Here is a 17280-nt window from a genome sequence, read left to right as displayed (position 1 = left end):
GGGTTACCCGACGGTCGTAGCTTGCCGGATCGCTGCGGTCGCCGCGTCACCCGATCGATTGAGGTGCTGGCTGCCGGCTCCCCGGACGTGCTACGATGCTGGGGTCGGTTCAGCAGGCTGGAGCCACCGACATGCGTGAAGCTGACGAACTGTCGCGGGTCATCGGCGACATCTACGATGCTTCGCTCGACCCGGCACTGTGGCCGAGCGCGTTTGAAACCATCTGCGGCTACATCGGCGCGGCCTCCGCCAGCCTGCATTCGCAGGACTCGGTCAGCAGGGCAACGGACGCGCTGTTCTGGTGGGGCCGCGAGTCCGACGCGCCGCACTATTTCAAGCTCTATCGGGAGGGGTACGGCAAGATCAATCCGATCTTTCCGGGCGTCGTCTTTTTCGAAGTGGAGCAGCCGGTCGCCGTCCCCGACGTGATTTCCTGCGAGGAGTTTGTTCGGACGCGCTTCTTTCGCGAATGGCTGTTGCCGCAAAACCTGACCGACGGCCTGTTTTCGAACCTGGAAAAGGGCGTGACGAGCTGCGCGCTGTTCACCGCCATGCGTCACGCCGGGCAGGGCCAGGTCGACGACCGCATGCGCCAGCGGTTCGAACTGATCACGCCGCACGTCCGGCGCGCCATGCTGATTGGCAAGGTAATCGATCTCCATCGCGTCGAGGCAGCGGCGCTGGCGGACAGTCTCGACGAACTCGTCTCGAGCATGTTCATTGTCGATTCGACCGGCCGCATCATCCATGCCAATGCCAGCGCCCATCGCCTGATCGCCGAGGCCAATGTGCTGCGTTCCAACCGCGGCCGGATCGCAGCGCTTGATCCCGAGGGCAACCGGCATCTGCTTGAAATATTCGCGGCGGCCCAGGCGGGCGATGCGGCCGTCGGAAAGAAGGGGATCGCGATGCCGCTGACCGCGCGCACCGGCGAGCGCTACGTCGCTCACGTGCTGCCCTTGACCTCGGGCGCGCGCCGCAAGGCCGGAGTTTCCTACTCGGCAGCGGCGGCTGTGTTCGTCCGCAAGGCCGCGCTGGATTTGCTGTCACCGCCCGAGGCTATCGCCGACGAGTTCAGGCTGACGCCAGCGGAGGTTCGGGTCATGTTTGCGATCGTCGAGATCGGCGGCGTGCCCGAAGTCGCCCCGGTGCTCGGCATTTCCGAGCAAACCGTCAAGACTCATCTGCATCGCATCTATGAAAAGACCGCCACGAAGCGACAGGCCGATCTCGTGAAGCTGGTCGCGAGCTATTCCGGACGGCTCTGAGTCAACCCGCCGCGGCATTATGCGCCATCTGGTCGGCATGCTGGATAGATTTGCGTAGCGTGATCCGCTAATCCCGCGAGCATCATGGTGGGTTCCGCTTCGCTGATCCGCGCGCGAAAAGAATGAACCTAATATTGCGCATTCGTCGCCTGACCGATCGGTTTAGGATAGAATCTGCCCACTGAGCTTATTGTTGGAACCATTTCCCAACGATCCGTCTCATTTCGCACTGCTTTGGAATCTTCCGCGCCATCTCCAGCGCTACCCTGCGGTCTTTCCCGGGGACGCCGCCCATGCCGCTTGCCTCCATCGACGTCGACAACATTTCGCGCGCCGCCACACCGGCGGAAACCGCGCTGACGCGCCGGGTGGACCTCACCACGCTTCGCCTGTTCGTCGCCGTCTGCGACGAGCAGAACCTCACCCGCGCCGCGCAGCGCGAGGGGATCGCGGCGTCGGCGGTGTCGAAGCGGATGAATGATTTCGAGCTGGCGTTCGGCGTCACGCTGTTCAAGCGGCTCGCCAAGGGCATGGCGCTGACGCCGGCCGGCGAGGCGCTGCTGCATCACGCCCGGGTCACGCTGCTCAATGTCGAGAAGATCGCGGTCGAGCTGTCGGAATATTCGCAAGGCGTGCGCGGCCATGTCCGCATGCTCGCCAACCTCTCGGCGATCGTGCAGTATTTGCCCGAGGACCTCTCCGCCTTCTTCGCGGCGCATGAATTGCTTCGCGTCGATCTGCAGGAGCGGCCCAGCGGGCAGGTGGTGCGCGGCATCGAGGAGGGCGCCGCCGAGATCGGCATCTGCTCGGCCGAGGCCGACAGCCGCGCGCTCGAGGCCTTCCATTATCGCCACGACAATCTGGTGGTCGTGATGCGGCCGGACCATCCGCTGGCCGGCCGCGAAAAATTGCTGTTCACCGAGACGCTCGATTTCGACCACATCGGCCTGCACACCGCGAGCTCGATCTATCTGCGCTCGCAATATGCGGTGACGCAAGCCGGTAAGACGATGCGGCTGCGCATCAACGTGCCCGGCTTCGATGCGGTCTGCCGCATGGTGCAGGCCAACATGGGGCTCGGCCTGATTCCCGATCGCGCCTTCGCGGTCGTCGGCGCCGGCATGGGTCTTCGTGCGATCCCGCTGCGTGACGATTGGGGGCGGCGCGAGCTGAAGATTGTGGTCCGCGATGCCGCGCATTTGTCCGCAACCGGCCGCCTGATGCTGGACTACCTGCGCGCGATCGAAGCGGATCGGAGAGGGCGGGCCGGCGGACAGCTCGGCTAGCTGCGTGCGTGCTCGCAGCCGGGCATGTCCGTTCCGGACGCAAGCGCAGGCGCGCGTCTCAGCCGCCGTCGAGTGCGGCGAGGCGATCGGCTTCCATGATGTCTTCAACGGTGTTGGCGTTGAAGAACGGATCCAGCGGCTCGGTTGGCCATTCGACTGTTGCCAGCGGATAGCGCGCGGTCCAGCGATCGATCTTGCGTACGTCCTCCTCGACCAGCGCATGGCGCAACTCGTTCCGCAAGCGCACGCTCCAGAGACCGATGACCGGATGCACCTGGCCGCCGGATGAAGCGACCGCGAGCTCGGCATTCTCCGCCGCGCGCGCCTGCTCCAGGCGTGCGACAAGATCGCGCGGCAGAAACGGACAGTCGCCCGCCGCGCTCAGCACCCATTTCGCATCCGGCCGGTTGGCGGCGGTCCAGTCGAGCGCGGCCAGGATGCCGGCGAGGGGGCCCGGATAATCGGCGACATCGTCGGCGACGACGGGAAGGCCGAACGCTGCGAAGCGCGCGGGGTCGCCATTGGCGTTGATGATCAGCCCGCTGCATTGCGGGGCGAGACGGTCGATCACCCGTTGCAGAATGGTCCGGCCGGCGATCTTGCGCATCGGCTTGTCGCCGCCGCCCATCCGCCGCGCGAGGCCGCCGGCCAGCAGCACGCCCGGGATATCAATCATTGTCGGCCTCGCCCTTGCGCTTGTGACGCATCGATTCCTCTTCGACATAGTCGAGGTTCTGGTCGTAGACGATCCGCCCCTCACCCGACAGCGCGATGAAGCGCTTGCCGCGGGCGCGGCCGACCAAGGTCAGTCCGACCTGCCGCGCCAGATCGACGCCCCATGCGGTGAATCCGGAGCGGGAGACCAGGATCGGGATGCCCATCCGCACCGTCTTGATCACCATCTCGGAAGTCAGCCGTCCGGTGGTGTAGAGGATCTTGTCGGCCGGATCGACATTGTGGCGATAGATCCAGCCCGCGATCTTGTCGACGGCGTTGTGCCGGCCGACATCCTCAGTGTAGCAGACCGGCGTGCTCTCCTTGCACAGCACGCAACCGTGAATGGCGCCGGCTTCCAGATAGAGCGACGGCATCGTGTTGATGGTGTGGGTCATCTGGTAGAGCCACGAGGTCCGCAGCTCGGCCTTCGGCAGCGCGACCTTCTCGACGGCTTCGAGCAGGTCGCCGAACGCTGTGCCCTGGGCGCAGCCCGAGGTCTGGGTGCGCTTCTTCAGCTTCGCCTCGAAATTGGTGTGGTGCTCGGTGCGGACCACCACCACCTGGAGGTCGTCGTCATATTCGACCTCGGTGACGACGTCGTCGTATTTGAGCATGTTCTGGTTCAAGAGGTAGCCGAGCGCGAGGTATTCGGGATAGTCGTTGATCGTCATCATCGTGACGATCTCCTGCGCGTTGAGGTACAGCGTCAGCGGCCGCTCGACCGGTACCCTGATCTCGGTCCGCGCGCCGGTCTGATCGATGCCGATGACGCGCTCCGTCAGTCGCGGGTCGTCCGGGTCCGGAACAATAATGGGAGCGGTGGTCTTCTTGGTCACAGGTCGGCGTCCCAATGGGTTCACATGGCAGCGAAGCAGGGGATATAAGCACGATCAGAGACGGACTGGCCACTCTCCGCCGCCTCGCCGGAACTGCCAAGGATTCGTCACGGATGGTCCGGCTTTGAGGATAACGCCGCGGTTCGCGATGTGGGTCGAACAAATCTTGTCGATGGCCGAGGACTGAGGAACATCATGGCGCAGCTTTCCGACGACTGCTTCGCGTTCGGCGGACCGCTGATGTCGGTCGACGAGGCCGTCGTGATCATCGCCTCGCGCGTCAAGCCTATCGGCGAGACGGAAGCCGTCGCCCTGGTGGACGCGGACGGGCGCATCCTCAGCCACGACGTAGCAGCGCCGCTGCCGCTGCCGCCTTTCATGAATTCCGCCGTCGATGGCTACGCGGTCTCCGGCGCGGACCTGCCGGCGAGCGGCGAGCGCGCGTTTCCCGTCGCCGGGCGCGTGCAGGCGGGAGCGCCGGCCGAGCCCGCGCGGCCCGGCCAGGCGGTGCGTATCTTCACCGGTGCACCGATGCCCGAGGGCACCGACACCGTGTTCATGCAGGAGGACGTGCGGATCGACGATGCGGGCAACGTCATCCTGCCGTCGGGCCTGAAGGCCGGCGCCAATGTGCGTCCTGCCGGCGAGGATATTCCATGCGGCCATGTCGCGCTGGCGGCGGGGCGGCGCTTGCGCCCGCAGGACATCGCCGTTGCCGCGGCCTTCGGGCTGACCACGCTGGACGTGGTGCGGCGCCTGCGTGTCGGGGTGTTCTCGACCGGCGACGAACTGGCTGCGCCGGGGAGCCCGCGCGCCGAAGCGCAGCTGTTCGATTCCAACCGCTTCATGCTGATGGCGATGTTGCGGCGGCTCGGTTGCGAGGTCGGCGATCTCGGCATCCTGCGCGACGAGCGGGCCGGGCTCGCCGCGGCGCTCAAGCAGGCCGCGCGACGCTACGACCTGATCCTGACCACCGGCGGCGTCTCGACCGGCGAAGAGGACCACGTCAAGGCCGGCATCGAGCAGGCGGGCTCGCTGGTGCTGTGGCGGATGGCGATCAAGCCGGGCCGTCCGGTGGCGATGGGAATCATCGACGGCACGCCGCTGATCGGCTTGCCCGGCAATCCGGTGGCGAGCTTCGTCACCTTCGTTCACGTGGTGCGGCCGACCGTGCTGGCGCTGTCGGGAGCAACCCTGTCTCCGTTGTTGCCGATGCCGGTCCGGGCCGCCTTCAGCTACAAAAAGAAGAGCGGCCGCCGCGAATATGTCCGCGCCTCGCTGCGTCGGGCGGCGGACGGCGCGCTGGAGGCGACCAAGTTTCCCCGCGAAGGGGCCGGCCTGTTGTCGTCGCTGATCGAGACGGATGGGCTGATCGAGCTCGGCGAGGCCATCGTGCGGGTCGAGCCGGGCGATGTGGTCGGCTTTCTCGGCTACGCCGACCTGCTCTGAGGCCGCAGACGAGGTCGAGATCGCGTGAGCCGGACGCTCCCGCGATTGGGAATTCAGATCGACCGATAGGCAAACATTAACAACGGCCTGCGCGGCAACCCGACGCTGCTAGAGGCGTTCTAAATGTGCTTGCCTGTGGCATGCCAGGGAATAGAGTTGGTTGAACCGGCGCAACTTGCGCAAAGCCGGGTTCCAAGGCGAGGTTTCATGAGTGGAGACGACGTTCACAAGGTCCGCGCGTTCGAGCATCCCGGAGCAGGCAGGAAGCGGGCGAAAGCCACGCCCAAGGGACGCCAGGTCGACCCTGCGGCCGCTCATGAGATCGAGGCGCTGCTCGCGGACCGGCCGCGGCGTCGCGACCTGCTGATCGAATACCTCCATCTGATCCAGGACAAATACCATCAGATTTCGGCGGCGCATCTTGCGGCGCTCGCCGACGAGATGAGGCTGTCATTCGCCGAAGTGTTCGAGACCGCGACCTTCTATGCGCATTTCGATATCGTGAAGGAAGGCGAGCCCGACATCGCGCCGCTCACCGTGCGCGTCTGCGATTCGCTGACCTGCGCGATGCTCGGCGGCGAGAAGCTCTTGAAGGATCTCCAGAGCCGCGCCGGCCCCGGCATCCGCGTCGTGCGGGCGCCGTGCGTCGGCCGCTGCGACACCGCACCCACCGCGGAGGTCGGCCACAACTTCGTCGACCATGCGACCGTCACCAACGTGCTCGCGGCGGCGAAGATCGGCGACACGCATGTGCATCTTCCCCCTTACGTCAATTACGACGCCTATGTCGCCGACGGCGGATACAAGCTGCTGGCGCGCCTGCGCTCGGGCGAATTGCCGCGGGAAGACCTGTTGAAGGCGCTCGACGATGCGTCGCTGCGCGGTCTCGGCGGCGCCGGTTTCCCGACCGGCCGCAAGTGGCGCGCCGTGCTCGGCGAGCCCGGTCCGCGGCTGATGGCGGTGAACGGCGACGAAGGCGAGCCCGGCACGTTCAAGGACCGATACTATCTCGAGACCGATCCCCATCGTTTCCTCGAGGGGATGCTGATCGGGGCCCACGTGGTCGAGGCGCCCGAAGTCTACATCTACATCCGCGACGAGTACCCGGCGTGCCGCGAGATCCTTGCGCGCGAGATCGCAAAGCTTCCGCCTGGTGGCCCAGTGCTGCATCTGCGGCGTGGTGCCGGCGCCTATATCTGCGGCGAGGAATCCTCGCTGCTGGAATCGATCGAGGGCAAGCGCGGCCTGCCGCGGCACAAGCCGCCATATCCGTTCCAGGTCGGGCTGTTCGACCTGCCGACGCTGATCAACAACATCGAGACGTTGTGGTGGGTGCGCGATATCGTCGAGAAGGGCGCCGACTGGTGGAAGAGCCACGGCCGCAACGAGCGCCACGGCCTGCGCAGCTTCTCGGTGTCGGGACGCGTCAAGGATCCCGGCGTCAAGCTCGCGCCGGCCGGCATCACCCTGCGCCAGCTGATCGACGAGTTCTGCGGCGGCATGGTCGATGGCCACACCTTGCAGGCCTATCTGCCGGGCGGCGCGTCCGGCGGCATCCTGCCGGCCTCGATGGACGATATCCCGCTCGATTTCGGCACGCTGGAGAAATACGGCTGCTTCATCGGCTCCGCCGCTGTCATCGTGCTCTCGCAGGCCGATGACGTCAGGGAGGCCGCGCTGAACCTGATGAAGTTCTTCGAGGACGAGAGCTGCGGGCAATGCACGCCCTGCCGCGCAGGAACCGAGAAGGCGGCGCTCTTGATGCAGCAACCGGTCTGGAACAAGGAGCTGCTCGACCAATTGAGCCAAGCGATGCGCGATGCGTCGATCTGCGGGCTCGGTCAGGCGGCCTCCAATCCGCTGACCTCCGTCATCAAATATTTTCCGGATGGGTTTCGTCCGCAGCAAGCCGCCGAGTAGGCGGACCAGCAGGCGACTTTCGACGAGGATTTGAATGAGCAACAATCACAACTCCGGCCAGACGATCCAGTTCGAGCTCGACGGCCACCAGGTCGAAGCGCGGGCCGGCGAAACGATCTGGCAGGTCGCCAAGCGCCAGGGCACCGAGATCCCGCATCTCTGCTATTCGCCCGCGCCGGACTATCGGCCGGACGGCAATTGCCGCGCCTGCATGGTCGAGATCGAAGGCGAGCGCGTGCTGGCGGCGTCCTGCAAGCGGACGCCTTCGGTCGGCATGAAGGTGAAGTCGGCCAGCCAGCGCGCCCGTCGCGGCGCAGAAGATGGTGATGGAGCTGCTCGTCGCCGATCAGCCGGCGCGCGAGACCTCGCACGATCCGGACTCGAAATTCTGGCACTGGGCCGAGAAGACCGGCGTGACCGAAAGCCGCTTCCCTGCCACCGAACGCTGGCACGCCGACACCAGCCACCCGGCGATGCGCGTCAATCTCGACGCCTGCATCCAGTGCGGCCTCTGCGTGCGGGCGTGCCGCGAGGTGCAGGTCAACGACGTGATCGGCATGGCTTATCGTAGTCACGGCTCGAAAATCGTGTTCGACTTCGACGATCCGATGGGCGAATCGACCTGCGTCGCCTGCGGCGAGTGCGTCCAGGCGTGTCCCACCGGGGCGCTGATGCCGGCCGTCATGCTCGACGACAAGCAGACGCGCGTCGTCTATCCCGACCGCAAGGTGGACTCGCTGTGCCCGTATTGCGGCGTCGGCTGTCAGGTCACCTACGAGGTCAAGGACGAGAAGGTGATCTACGCGGAAGGCCGTGACGGTCCCGCCAATCACAACCGGCTCTGCGTCAAGGGCCGCTTCGGCTTCGACTACATCCATCATCCGAACCGGCTGACCAAGCCGCTGGTGCGGCTGCCGGGCGTGAAGAAGGATGCCAACGACCAGGTCGATCCGGCCAATCCCTACACCCATTTCCGCGAAGCATCCTGGGAAGAGGCGCTCGATCTTGCCGCCGCGGGCTTGAAGAAGATCCGCGACGAGAAGGGCGCCAAGGCGCTCGCCGGGTTCGGCTCGGCCAAGGGCTCGAACGAGGAGGCCTATCTGTTCCAGAAGCTGGTCCGTACCGGCTTCGGCTCCAACAATGTCGACCACTGCACGCGGCTGTGTCACGCCTCGTCGGTGGCGGCTTTGTTCGAGGGACTGAGTTCCGGCGCGGTGTCGGCGCCGTTCTCGGCCGCGGCCGACGCCGAGGTGATCTGGGTGATCGGCGCCAATCCGACCGTGAACCATCCGGTCGCCGCGACCTTCATCAAGAATGCGGCCAAGCGCGGCGCCAAGCTCTACGTGATGGATCCGCGCCGGCAGGCGCTGTCGCGCCACGCCACGCAGCATCTCGCCTTCAAGCCGGGCAGCGACGTCGCGATGCTGAACGCGATGATCCATACGATCATCACCGAGGGCCTGACCGACGAGCAGTACATCGCCGGCTATACCGAGGGCTATGACGAGCTGAAGGCGAAGATCCAGGAGTTCACGCCGGAGCGCATGTCGCCGATCTGCGGCATTCCCGCCGAGACGCTGCGCGAGGTGGCGCGTGCCTATGCCCGTGCCAAATCGTCGATCATCTTCTGGGGCATGGGCATCAGCCAGCATGTCCACGGCACCGACAACGCGCGCTGCCTGATCGCGCTCGCGCTGATCACCGGCCAGGTCGGCCGGCCCGGCACCGGGCTGCATCCGCTGCGCGGCCAGAACAACGTGCAGGGCGCCTCCGACGCCGGCCTGATCCCGATGTTCCTGCCGGACTATCAGCCGGTCGGCCGCGACGACATGCGCGGCGCGTTCGAGAAACTGTGGGGGCAGGAGCTCGATCCGGTGCGCGGGCTGACCGTCGTCGAGATCATGAACGCGATCCACGCCGGCGAAATCCACGGCATGTATGTCGAGGGTGAAAATCCCGCGATGTCCGATCCCGACCTGCAGCACGCGCGCCAGGCGCTGGCCAAGCTCGATCATCTCGTCGTGCAGGATCTGTTCGTCACCGAGACGGCGTTCCATGCCGACGTCATCCTGCCGGCCTCGGCGTTCGCCGAAAAGTCCGGCTCGTTCACCAACACCGACCGCCGTGTGCAATTGGCGCGCGAGGTGATCAAGCCGCCGGGCGATGCGCGGCAGGATCTCTGGATCATCCAGGAGATCGCCAAGCGGATGGGACTGCCCTGGAATTATGCGGGGCCGGGCGAGGTCTTCACCGAGATGGCGCAGCTGATGCCGTCGCTGAAGAACATCACCTGGGAGCGGCTGGTTCGCGAGGGCGCGGTGACCTATCCGGTCGACCATCCCGACCAGCCGGGCAATGAGATCATCTTCACGACCGGCTTCCCGACGGAGAGCGGCCGCGGCAAGATCGTGCCGGCCAAGGTGATTCCGCCGGACGAATTGCCCGACGACGAGTACCCGATGGTGCTGTCGACCGGGCGCGTGCTCGAACATTGGCACACCGGCTCGATGACGCGCCGCGCGCAGGTGCTCGACCAGATCGAGCCCGAAGCGGTCGCGTTCATGACGCCGAAGGACATGCGCAAGAAGGGGCTCGCGGCGGGTGATTTCATCCGCCTCGAGACGCGCCGCGGCGCGGTCGAGGTCAAGGTGCGCGCGGACCGCGACGTGCCCGAGAACATGGTCTTCATGCCGTTCTGCTACGCGGAAGCGGCGGCGAATTTGCTGACCAACCCGGCGCTCGATCCGTTCGGCAAGATTCCGGAGTTCAAGTTCTGCGCGGTCCGCGCCGAGAAGATCGATATCCGGACGGCGGCGGAATAGCAGTCCGGGCCAAAACAAAACGCAACGCGGCGACGCCAACCCGCAGGGAGATCAGCATGCGAACGATCATCGTCGGAGCACTTTGCGCCATCGCAACGCTCGCGAGCGCACACGCCGCGGTCAAGGAAGAGCCGGTCACCTACTCGGACGGCGAGACCACGATGAAGGGCTTCGTGGTCTATGACGACGCGACGAAGGCCAAGCGGCCCGGCATCGTCATGGTGCACGAATGGTGGGGCATCACCCCGCATATCCATAACGAGGCGCGGAAGTTCGCGGAGCAGGGGTACGTGGCCTTCATTGCGGACATGTACGGCGACGCCAAGACCGCCGACAACCCGAAGGACGCCGGCGCACTCGCGGGGTCGGTGATGAAGGATGCGAAGGTGATGGAGCAGCGCTTCAACGCCGCACGCGAGCAACTTGCCAAGCAGGCTTCGGTCAATCCCCAGCGGATCGGCGCTGTCGGTTACTGCTTCGGCGGCGCGGTGGTGCTGAACATGGCGCGCACCGGCGCCGATCTCGCCGCCGTTGCGGGCTTTCACGCGACGCTCGGGCTCAACACGCCGGCACCCGCGCAGGGCACCGTCAAGGCGCAAATCCTGATTCTGAACGGCGCCGACGACCCGTTCGTGAAACGCGAGCAGTACGATGCGCTGAAGAAGGATTTTGACGCAGCGAAGGCCGATTACCGGATCATCGAGTATCCCGGCGCCGTGCACGCGTTCACGAACCCCGAAGCCACCGAGCTCGGCAAGAAGTTCAACCTGCCGCTCCGATACGACGCCAAGGCCGATCAGGAATCGAAGGCCGAGGCGGCCAAGCTGTTTGCCGCAAACCTTCAGAAATGAGCCAACTTGCCGCCGACATGGTGCCGCAGCCTTGACGCCGGCAATCGCCGATAGCCCCGAAACGATCAGGGTCATCATTTCCGGCGGCTTCGCTGCGGTCTACCGGGAAGTCCTGCCCGAATTCGAGCGCAGCACCGGCATCAAAGTGGAAACCGGATCCGGCGCATCGGAGGGCGTCGGTCCGAAAACGATCAGGCACCAGCTCGCGCACGGCACCAAAGCCGACGTGGTGATCCTTTCGCGGGAAGGACTGCACAAGCTGAACGAAGACGGGTGGATTCGTGCGAGATCCGATACGGGCCTGGCGACGGCTCCCTTGGCGGCCGCGGTTCGCTCAGGCTCTGCGAAGCCCGACATCGGCAACGCTGCCACGCTCAGGACAGCCTTGATCGATGCGGGGCATGTGGTGGCGCCGAGCAGCACGAGCGGACAATTCGTCCGCGACAAGATCTTCCCCAGGCTGGACTTGCCGGACACGGTGCGGCTCACCCTCGAGGCGCGGGGAACCGAGGCGGCCGCAGCGCTACGCGCGGGCAAGGCGAATTCCTCGATCGGGCCGACCAGCGAGCTGGTGCAGGAGACCGGCATCGAGGTGGTCGGTCTGCTGCCCCCGGATCTCCAGCTTGTGCAGACCTTCACGGCTGCTGTTGTCGGCGACTCAAAGTCGCCTGACGCAGCCAGGCGCCTGATCGATTTTCTTTCCTCGGATACCGCTATCTTGCGCGCGGCAATCAAGCGGGCGGGCATGGAGCGGCCCGGCGGATAGGCTGCCGTCGCCGACTGTTGCGCTGATCGCGGCGCGGCTCAGCGATCCCTGGCGCCTGGTGCCACGTTGAGCGGCGCGCCACCGGTCGAAATCGGACCAGCGGGTTTTGGCGCCCGAACTGGCGGCGGCTTTCTGGGCTTCGGGGCAGCCTGCGCGACCGGTGCATGCGGCTGCTGGTCGGCCGCTGCCGTGGCCGGCAATGGCACGGGAGCCGGAGCGGGGCGTTGGAGCGCGTCGACCTTCGACGTCAGGCTCGCCAATTGGTCGACGACGGTCTTCAGCTGCTCCTGCTGGTCCGCCACCGACTTGCCGAGTGCGCCGATGTCATCCTCAAGCTTCTGCTGGGTCGCGAGCAGATCCGGCAACGTCTCCTTGTCGCCTGCGGCCACCCTGTCGCTGGCCGCTTCGTTGCCCAAGGACGGGACCAGCGGCGCGATCTGGGGCCAGGCGTAGACACCCCCGGCGCCCGCGCAGGCGATGATGACGATCAGCAGGAACCACGGCCAGCGGCGGCGCGTGGCGGGAATTGGGCTTGACGGCGCATGGTGCTGCCATGCCTGGTCGGAATCGTTGGTCACCCATGCTTCCTAGTCTGCTTCGGCAGCTGTTGCAATCGATGCCGAGTCTGACCACCTTGGGAGCTATGTCCCCCTCGTCCGGAGCCCCATTGGCGCCCACGCACACGTCCCAACTTCTTGAGGAACTCGTCGCTCAAGCACCGGACGGCCCCGTCGATCTCGAATGGCTCCTCAGCAACCTGGACAAGCGGTCGTTCGGCCTGCTCCTGCTGCTCCTGGGGCTGCTGGTGATCATCCCCGGCGTCGCGACGGTTGCGACGCTGGCGTTGCTGTTTCCGGCAGTCGAGATGATGCGTGGCCGCAGCGCGCCATCGTTTCCGCGCTTCCTGTCGAAGCGACAGTTCGACTTCAAGCGCTTCAAGCGGTTCACCGTCCTCGTCCGTCCAATGCTGCAGGCGATCGAGCGCATCAGCCGGCCGCGCTGGGACGCGCGTCGCGACGTGATCGACCGCCTCGTCGGATTGGTCGTGTTTCTGCTCGCCTTCTCGGCAGGCTGGCCGCTGCCTCTGGTGAACGTCATTCCGGGAATGGTGGTCGTCCTGATCGCGGTCGCCTACCTGCAGGAGGACGGCCTGCTGCTGACGATCGCGATGGCGGCTGCGCTGATCTGCCTGCTCGGGCTCGGATGGACGCTCTGGGCAACGTTCGGCGCCGTGATGAATTGGATGGGGCTGTGACGGCTGGTGCAGCGAGATGTCCCGACGTCAGGGGTCGACATCTCGCGCGGGCTTGATCATGATCTCGCCGGACGTCGCGGCAAACAGCGACGCGAATGGGGAGAACACATGCGTTGCATCACGCTCGCGGCCGTCGCCGCGCTCAGCCTTGTTTCCACTTCGGCGGTTCTCGCTGCCGACAAGAAATACGATCCCGGCGCCAGCGATACCGAAATCAAGATCGGGCAGACCATGCCTTACAGCGGTCCGGCTTCGGCGTATGGCACGCAGGGCAGGGCCGAAGCCGCGTATTGGAAGATGATCAACAGCCAGGGCGGGATCAACGGCCGGAAGATCACGCTGCTGAGCATGGACGACGGCTACAGCCCGCCGAAGACGGTCGAGCAGACGCGCAAGCTCGTGGAGCAGGATGAGATCCTAGCCAATATCGGCTCACTGGGCACGCCGACAAATTCGTCGATCCAAAAATATCTGAACGGCAAGAAGATCCCGCATCTGCTGATCTCCACCGGGGCCTCGAAGTGGAACGATCCGAAGGAATTCCCGTGGACCACGCCGTTCTATCCGCCCTATGCGCAGGAAGCGAAGATCTACGCCAAGTACATCGCCAAGGAGCTGCCCAACGCGAAGATCGGCGTGATCTACCAGAATGACGACTTCGGCAAGGACTATCTGAAGGGCTTCAAGGAGGGGCTGGGAGAGAAGGCCGGTCTCATCGTCAAGGAGCTCAGCTACGAGGTGACCGATCCCACGATCGATTCCCAGATCGTCAATCTGAAGGCCACCGGCGCCGACGTGCTGATGACGATCACGACGCCGAAGTTCGGCGCACAGGCGATCCGCAAGGTTGCCGATCTCGGCTGGAAGCCGACGCACTTCATCGTGTCCGTCGCGAGCTCGATCGGCGGCGTGCTCGAGCCTGCTGGCCTCGAAGCATCGACCGGCCTCATGACGGCACTGGCGACCAAGGTGGTCGGCGACCCGGCGTGGGACACCGACAAGGGCGTGCAGGATTATCTCGCCTTCATGAAGCAGTGGTATCCGGAAGGCAATCCGATCGATGGCAGCAACCAGATCGGTTATCTGTCCGCGCAGTTCACGGCCATCATCCTGAAGAACTGCGGCGACGTGCTGACGCGCGAGAATCTTTTGAAGCAGGCCACTAACCTGAGCAAGGTCTCGCTGCCGCTCTTGCTGCCCGGCATCACGGTATCGGTGTCGCCGACAGACTATTCGACCTTCGACACGTTCAAGCTCGCGAAGTTCGACGGCAAGACATGGAAGTTCTTTGGCGAGAATATCAGCACCGCATCGCGGTGAGGACAAGCGAGCGGCGGCCGTGCTGGCATCCGTGGACGCAGCAAGCTCGCTGCGTCCATGCGGGGGCGTTGCCGATATCGCCGTGTAGCCCAGGCGGTCAGCCGAACGCCTTAGATTCCTGTTGACGCTTTTTCTTCGCGCGAGCCGGTATCCACTTCACGCGAAAACGTCCTAGTGCGGATGTCTGGATCGCTTGAGTTCGGCGACTTGAAACTTCCCGGCGGCGGACAGACTGCTACAAACCCAGTAGGCTCGATTTCGGTACTCGCCCAGGAACACCTTGGTCTCGACGCAATCCTCGTAGGATTTGTAGGTGAGGTTGTCCCTGCATGTTGACGAGAAAGGTCCATGTGTTTGTCCGCCCGCCGACTCGCTACACCCAACCCAGGGATCTTTGCCGTGTGGTAGGCTCGACTCGCATCCCCCGTTGCAGTTGCTGGCGACCTTCTCCAGACTGGCAATCCTCCCCAAGACTGAATCCGGCGCAGGCGATGGCATTCGCGCGCTTGAGGATGGCGTGTGACCGGTTGACGATGGTCGGCGAGCAGCCACTCTGCTGCTTGAGACCTCCTTCGGCCTGATTGGCCTTGCCGCCGGCTTCGGCGCGTCGACGGTGATGGAGGGAAGCGGGGCGCTGGAGCCTGTTGCGGTTTGCGACACAGCAGGGCCGCACAGCAAGAATGTTGACAGGAAAGCGACGGCGGAGGGCGCAACAAACCTTGACGACAATTTCATGACCTTGTCCTCTCGAGAACGGACATGCCGTCCTAATTGCATTGCCACGCAGATTCAACTAGCCGAAATTCCAGAACTTGGCCACTGAGGGTCAGAAGAATTTCTGCCCATGACCGCCCTTGACATGGTCGCCGGGGAGGATGCGGGGGCAGTCGCCCGAAGCCCTTGCCGTCTGTTATTGGTCCAACGCGGATATCGCGGCGGCGCTGCTCGAGATCGCCCTTTGATCCAGCTGGAGTCATTCCACCTGATCGACATGTTTCAAAAGAGATCGATCACACTGCGAGAATTCCGACCATCAAGATTGTCGACAAAACACTGAACGCAGTGACATTCGCATCCCATAACCACGGCCCTACCGGCGATCGAAAGGGCGGGTAGCCATTTTGATCATAAAGCGCGCCGCCCGCGGGCAAATGATGTCGCGAGAACGCAGATGTATGGCTCACGACCGCACCACATTCGGTGTCGTCCCGGGCAAGCGCAGCGCGACCCGGGACCCATAACCACAGACGACGATTGTTGTGCGACGCCGGGGCCACAGCTCACTTCTTCAATACAGGACTGCGGTTATGGGTCCCTGCTTTCGCAGGGACGACATCGGATGTGGACACCAGCATTCGCGCCCGGCGAACTCGCCATTGCCAAACCTCGTATTGACCGCGCCGCCATGGCCGGGCACAGCGTGCGGGCGGTGTCATTGAACGGTCGCAAGAGCCGAAAGGGATACCGCCGCATTGGGTTTTGCAGTGCAGCAATGGTGCAATTCAGCCCCTGCTAAAGGGGCAATGGCAATCGCCGTTGCTTGTCTGTAATGGTGCGACCGGATGTCTCGGGGCCGGTATTCGTGCTCCGCAATACGCGGGAGGAAACATGCGTAAATTCATATTGGCTGCGGCATCGATCGCGGCTTTGACCTTTGTCGGGCAGGCCTCGGCGCAGTCGCCGATCGTCATCAAGTTCAGCCACGTGGTGGCCTCGGATACGCCGAAGGGCAAGGCCGCCGACAAGTTCAAGGAACTTGCCGAGAAGTACACCGGCGGCAAGGTGAAGGTCGAGGTCTATCCGAACTCGACGCTCTACAAGGACAAGGAAGAGCTCGAGGCGCTGCAGCTCGGTGCGGTGCAGATGCTGGCGCCGTCGAACTCGAAGTTCGGCCCGATCGGCATCAAGGAATTCGAAGTCTTCGATCTGCCCTACATCCTCCCCGACCTGAAATCGCTGCGCAAGGTCACCGACGGTCCGCTCGGCGCCCAGCTGCTCAAGAAGCTGGACTCCAAGGGCATGACCGGTCTCGCCTATTGGGACAACGGCTTCAAGCAGATGAGCGCGAACAAGAAGCTGGTCGCGCCCGCCGATTACAAGGGACTGAAATTCCGCATCCAGTCGTCGAAGGTGCTGGAGGCCCAGTTCCGCGCGCTCGGTTCGATCCCGCAGGTGATGGCGTTCTCCGACGTCTACCAGGCGCTGCAGACCGGCGTGGTCGACGGCCAGGAGAACACCTGGTCGAACATCTACACCCAGAAAATGCATGAGGTGCAGAAGTACGCGACCGTTACCAATCACGGCTACATCGGCTACGTCGTGGTCGTGAACAAGAAGTTCTGGGACGGCCTGCCGGCCGACATCCGCGACGAACTCAACAAGGCGATGAAGGAAGCCACCGAGTTCGGCAACAACCAGTCGGCCAAGGAGAACGAAGACGCGCTCGCCGAGATCAAGAAGGCCGGCAAGACCGAGATCATCTCGCTGACGCCGGAGCAGGACGAGGCGATGCGCAAGGCGATGATGCCGGTCTACAAGGACGTGGCCTCGCGCGTCGGCCAGCCGCTGATCGACGAATTCCTGAAGGAAACGGGCCGCAGCCCGATGAACTAAGGCGGATCGCCTATTAGCCGCCGAACAGGCGGTGCGCTCCCTCTCCCGCTTGCGGGGGAGGGTTGGGGTGGGGGCTCTCTCCGCGAGTCACGTTGTGGAGAGAGCCCCCACCCGCATTGCATCTTCGATGCAATGCGACCTCCCCCGCAGGCGGGAGAGGTGGACTGAGTGTGTGGA

12 protein-coding genes and 1 pseudogene are annotated in these 17280 nt (G+C 64.6%); 10 read left to right on the top strand and 3 right to left on the bottom strand.

Annotation, left to right across the window (positions count from 1 at the left end; all coding sequences use genetic code 11):
* The first annotated feature begins 131 nt into the window (after positions 1 to 131).
* Positions 132 to 1268 (top strand): helix-turn-helix transcriptional regulator, encoded by a 1137-nt coding sequence (locus tag ACVIGB_RS16875; RefSeq protein WP_456721766.1) that lies wholly within the window; start codon positions 132 to 134, stop codon positions 1266 to 1268.
* A gap of 293 nt (positions 1269 to 1561) precedes the next feature.
* Positions 1562 to 2554, top strand: coding sequence for a LysR substrate-binding domain-containing protein (locus ACVIGB_RS16870; RefSeq protein WP_456721767.1), 993 nt, complete (start codon positions 1562 to 1564; stop codon positions 2552 to 2554).
* 58 nt (positions 2555 to 2612) lie between these two features.
* Here the strand turns inward: ACVIGB_RS16870 and mobA are convergent, their stop codons facing one another.
* A complete protein-coding gene (gene mobA, locus ACVIGB_RS16865) occupies positions 2613 to 3230 on the bottom strand; it encodes a molybdenum cofactor guanylyltransferase MobA (RefSeq protein ID WP_456721768.1) in 618 nt (205 codons plus the stop codon).
* Positions 3223 to 4107, bottom strand: a complete 885-nt coding sequence (locus ACVIGB_RS16860) for a formate dehydrogenase accessory sulfurtransferase FdhD (protein ID WP_456749172.1) — start codon at positions 4105 to 4107, stop codon at positions 3223 to 3225. Before ACVIGB_RS16860 ends, mobA begins: the two co-directional genes overlap by 8 nt.
* 195 nt (positions 4108 to 4302) lie before the next feature.
* On the opposite strand from ACVIGB_RS16860, the gene ACVIGB_RS16855 reads away from it, so the two are divergent.
* From ACVIGB_RS16855 to ACVIGB_RS16835, 5 genes and pseudogenes are all read left to right on the top strand, one after another.
* Positions 4303 to 5556, top strand: a complete 1254-nt coding sequence (locus ACVIGB_RS16855) for a molybdopterin molybdotransferase MoeA (protein ID WP_456721769.1) — start codon at positions 4303 to 4305, stop codon at positions 5554 to 5556.
* 207 nt (positions 5557 to 5763) lie between these two features.
* Positions 5764 to 7476 carry an NADH-ubiquinone oxidoreductase-F iron-sulfur binding region domain-containing protein gene (locus tag ACVIGB_RS16850; RefSeq protein WP_456721770.1) on the top strand — a complete coding sequence of 571 codons (1713 nt, stop codon included), beginning with the start codon at positions 5764 to 5766 and terminating at the stop codon, positions 7474 to 7476.
* Positions 7477 to 7510: 34 nt separating this feature from the next.
* Positions 7511 to 10298 (top strand): annotated as a pseudogene (gene fdhF / locus ACVIGB_RS16845) (formate dehydrogenase subunit alpha).
* Between the two features lie 56 nt (positions 10299 to 10354).
* Complete coding sequence (locus tag ACVIGB_RS16840) at positions 10355 to 11149, top strand: dienelactone hydrolase family protein (RefSeq protein WP_456721772.1); 795 nt, start codon at positions 10355 to 10357, stop codon at positions 11147 to 11149.
* A 31-nt stretch (positions 11150 to 11180) separates the two neighbouring features.
* A complete protein-coding gene (locus ACVIGB_RS16835) occupies positions 11181 to 11915 on the top strand; it encodes a substrate-binding domain-containing protein (RefSeq protein WP_456721773.1) in 735 nt (244 codons plus the stop codon).
* 38 nt (positions 11916 to 11953) lie between these two features.
* Here the strand turns inward: ACVIGB_RS16835 and ACVIGB_RS16830 are convergent, their stop codons facing one another.
* Positions 11954 to 12493: a hypothetical protein gene (locus ACVIGB_RS16830; protein WP_456749171.1), complete on the bottom strand. Its 540-nt coding sequence runs from the start codon at positions 12491 to 12493 to the stop codon at positions 11954 to 11956.
* Positions 12494 to 12582: 89 nt separating this feature from the next.
* Between ACVIGB_RS16830 and ACVIGB_RS16825 the strand changes: the two genes are divergently transcribed.
* The 3 genes from ACVIGB_RS16825 (at position 12583) to ACVIGB_RS16815 (ending at position 17103) form a co-directional block, all read left to right on the top strand.
* Complete coding sequence (locus ACVIGB_RS16825; RefSeq protein WP_375776042.1) at positions 12583 to 13170, top strand: exopolysaccharide biosynthesis protein; 588 nt, start codon at positions 12583 to 12585, stop codon at positions 13168 to 13170.
* Positions 13171 to 13278: 108 nt separating this feature from the next.
* On the top strand, positions 13279 to 14490 hold the full coding sequence (locus ACVIGB_RS16820) for an ABC transporter substrate-binding protein (protein WP_456721775.1): 1212 nt from the start codon (positions 13279 to 13281) through the stop codon (positions 14488 to 14490).
* 1608 nt (positions 14491 to 16098) lie between these two features.
* The gene (locus tag ACVIGB_RS16815) at positions 16099 to 17103 is read left to right on the top strand and encodes a TRAP transporter substrate-binding protein (protein ID WP_207831615.1); all 1005 of its coding nucleotides are present in this window, start codon (positions 16099 to 16101) and stop codon (positions 17101 to 17103) included.
* Positions 17104 to 17280: the final 177 nt, after the last annotated feature.

The sequence above is a fragment of the Bradyrhizobium sp. USDA 4341 genome, from assembly GCF_054063755.1.
Note: the sequence above shows the minus strand (reverse complement) of the source record. Positions and strands in the feature narration are given on the sequence as shown.

Excerpts from the sequence above, each read along its gene's own strand:
- ACVIGB_RS16875 (WP_456721766.1), top strand. The coding sequence starts at position 132 with ATGCGTGAAGCTGACGAACTGTCGCGGGTCATCGGCGACATCTACGAT.
- ACVIGB_RS16870 (WP_456721767.1), top strand. The coding sequence starts at position 1,562 with ATGCCGCTTGCCTCCATCGACGTCGACAACATTTCGCGCGCCGCCACA.
- mobA (WP_456721768.1), bottom strand. The coding sequence starts at position 3,230 with ATGATTGATATCCCGGGCGTGCTGCTGGCCGGCGGCCTCGCGCGGCGG.
- ACVIGB_RS16855 (WP_456721769.1), top strand. The coding sequence starts at position 4,303 with ATGGCGCAGCTTTCCGACGACTGCTTCGCGTTCGGCGGACCGCTGATG.
- ACVIGB_RS16850 (WP_456721770.1), top strand. The coding sequence starts at position 5,764 with ATGAGTGGAGACGACGTTCACAAGGTCCGCGCGTTCGAGCATCCCGGA.
- ACVIGB_RS16840 (WP_456721772.1), top strand. The coding sequence starts at position 10,355 with ATGCGAACGATCATCGTCGGAGCACTTTGCGCCATCGCAACGCTCGCG.
- ACVIGB_RS16820 (WP_456721775.1), top strand. The coding sequence starts at position 13,279 with ATGCGTTGCATCACGCTCGCGGCCGTCGCCGCGCTCAGCCTTGTTTCC.
- ACVIGB_RS16815 (WP_207831615.1), top strand. The coding sequence starts at position 16,099 with ATGCGTAAATTCATATTGGCTGCGGCATCGATCGCGGCTTTGACCTTT.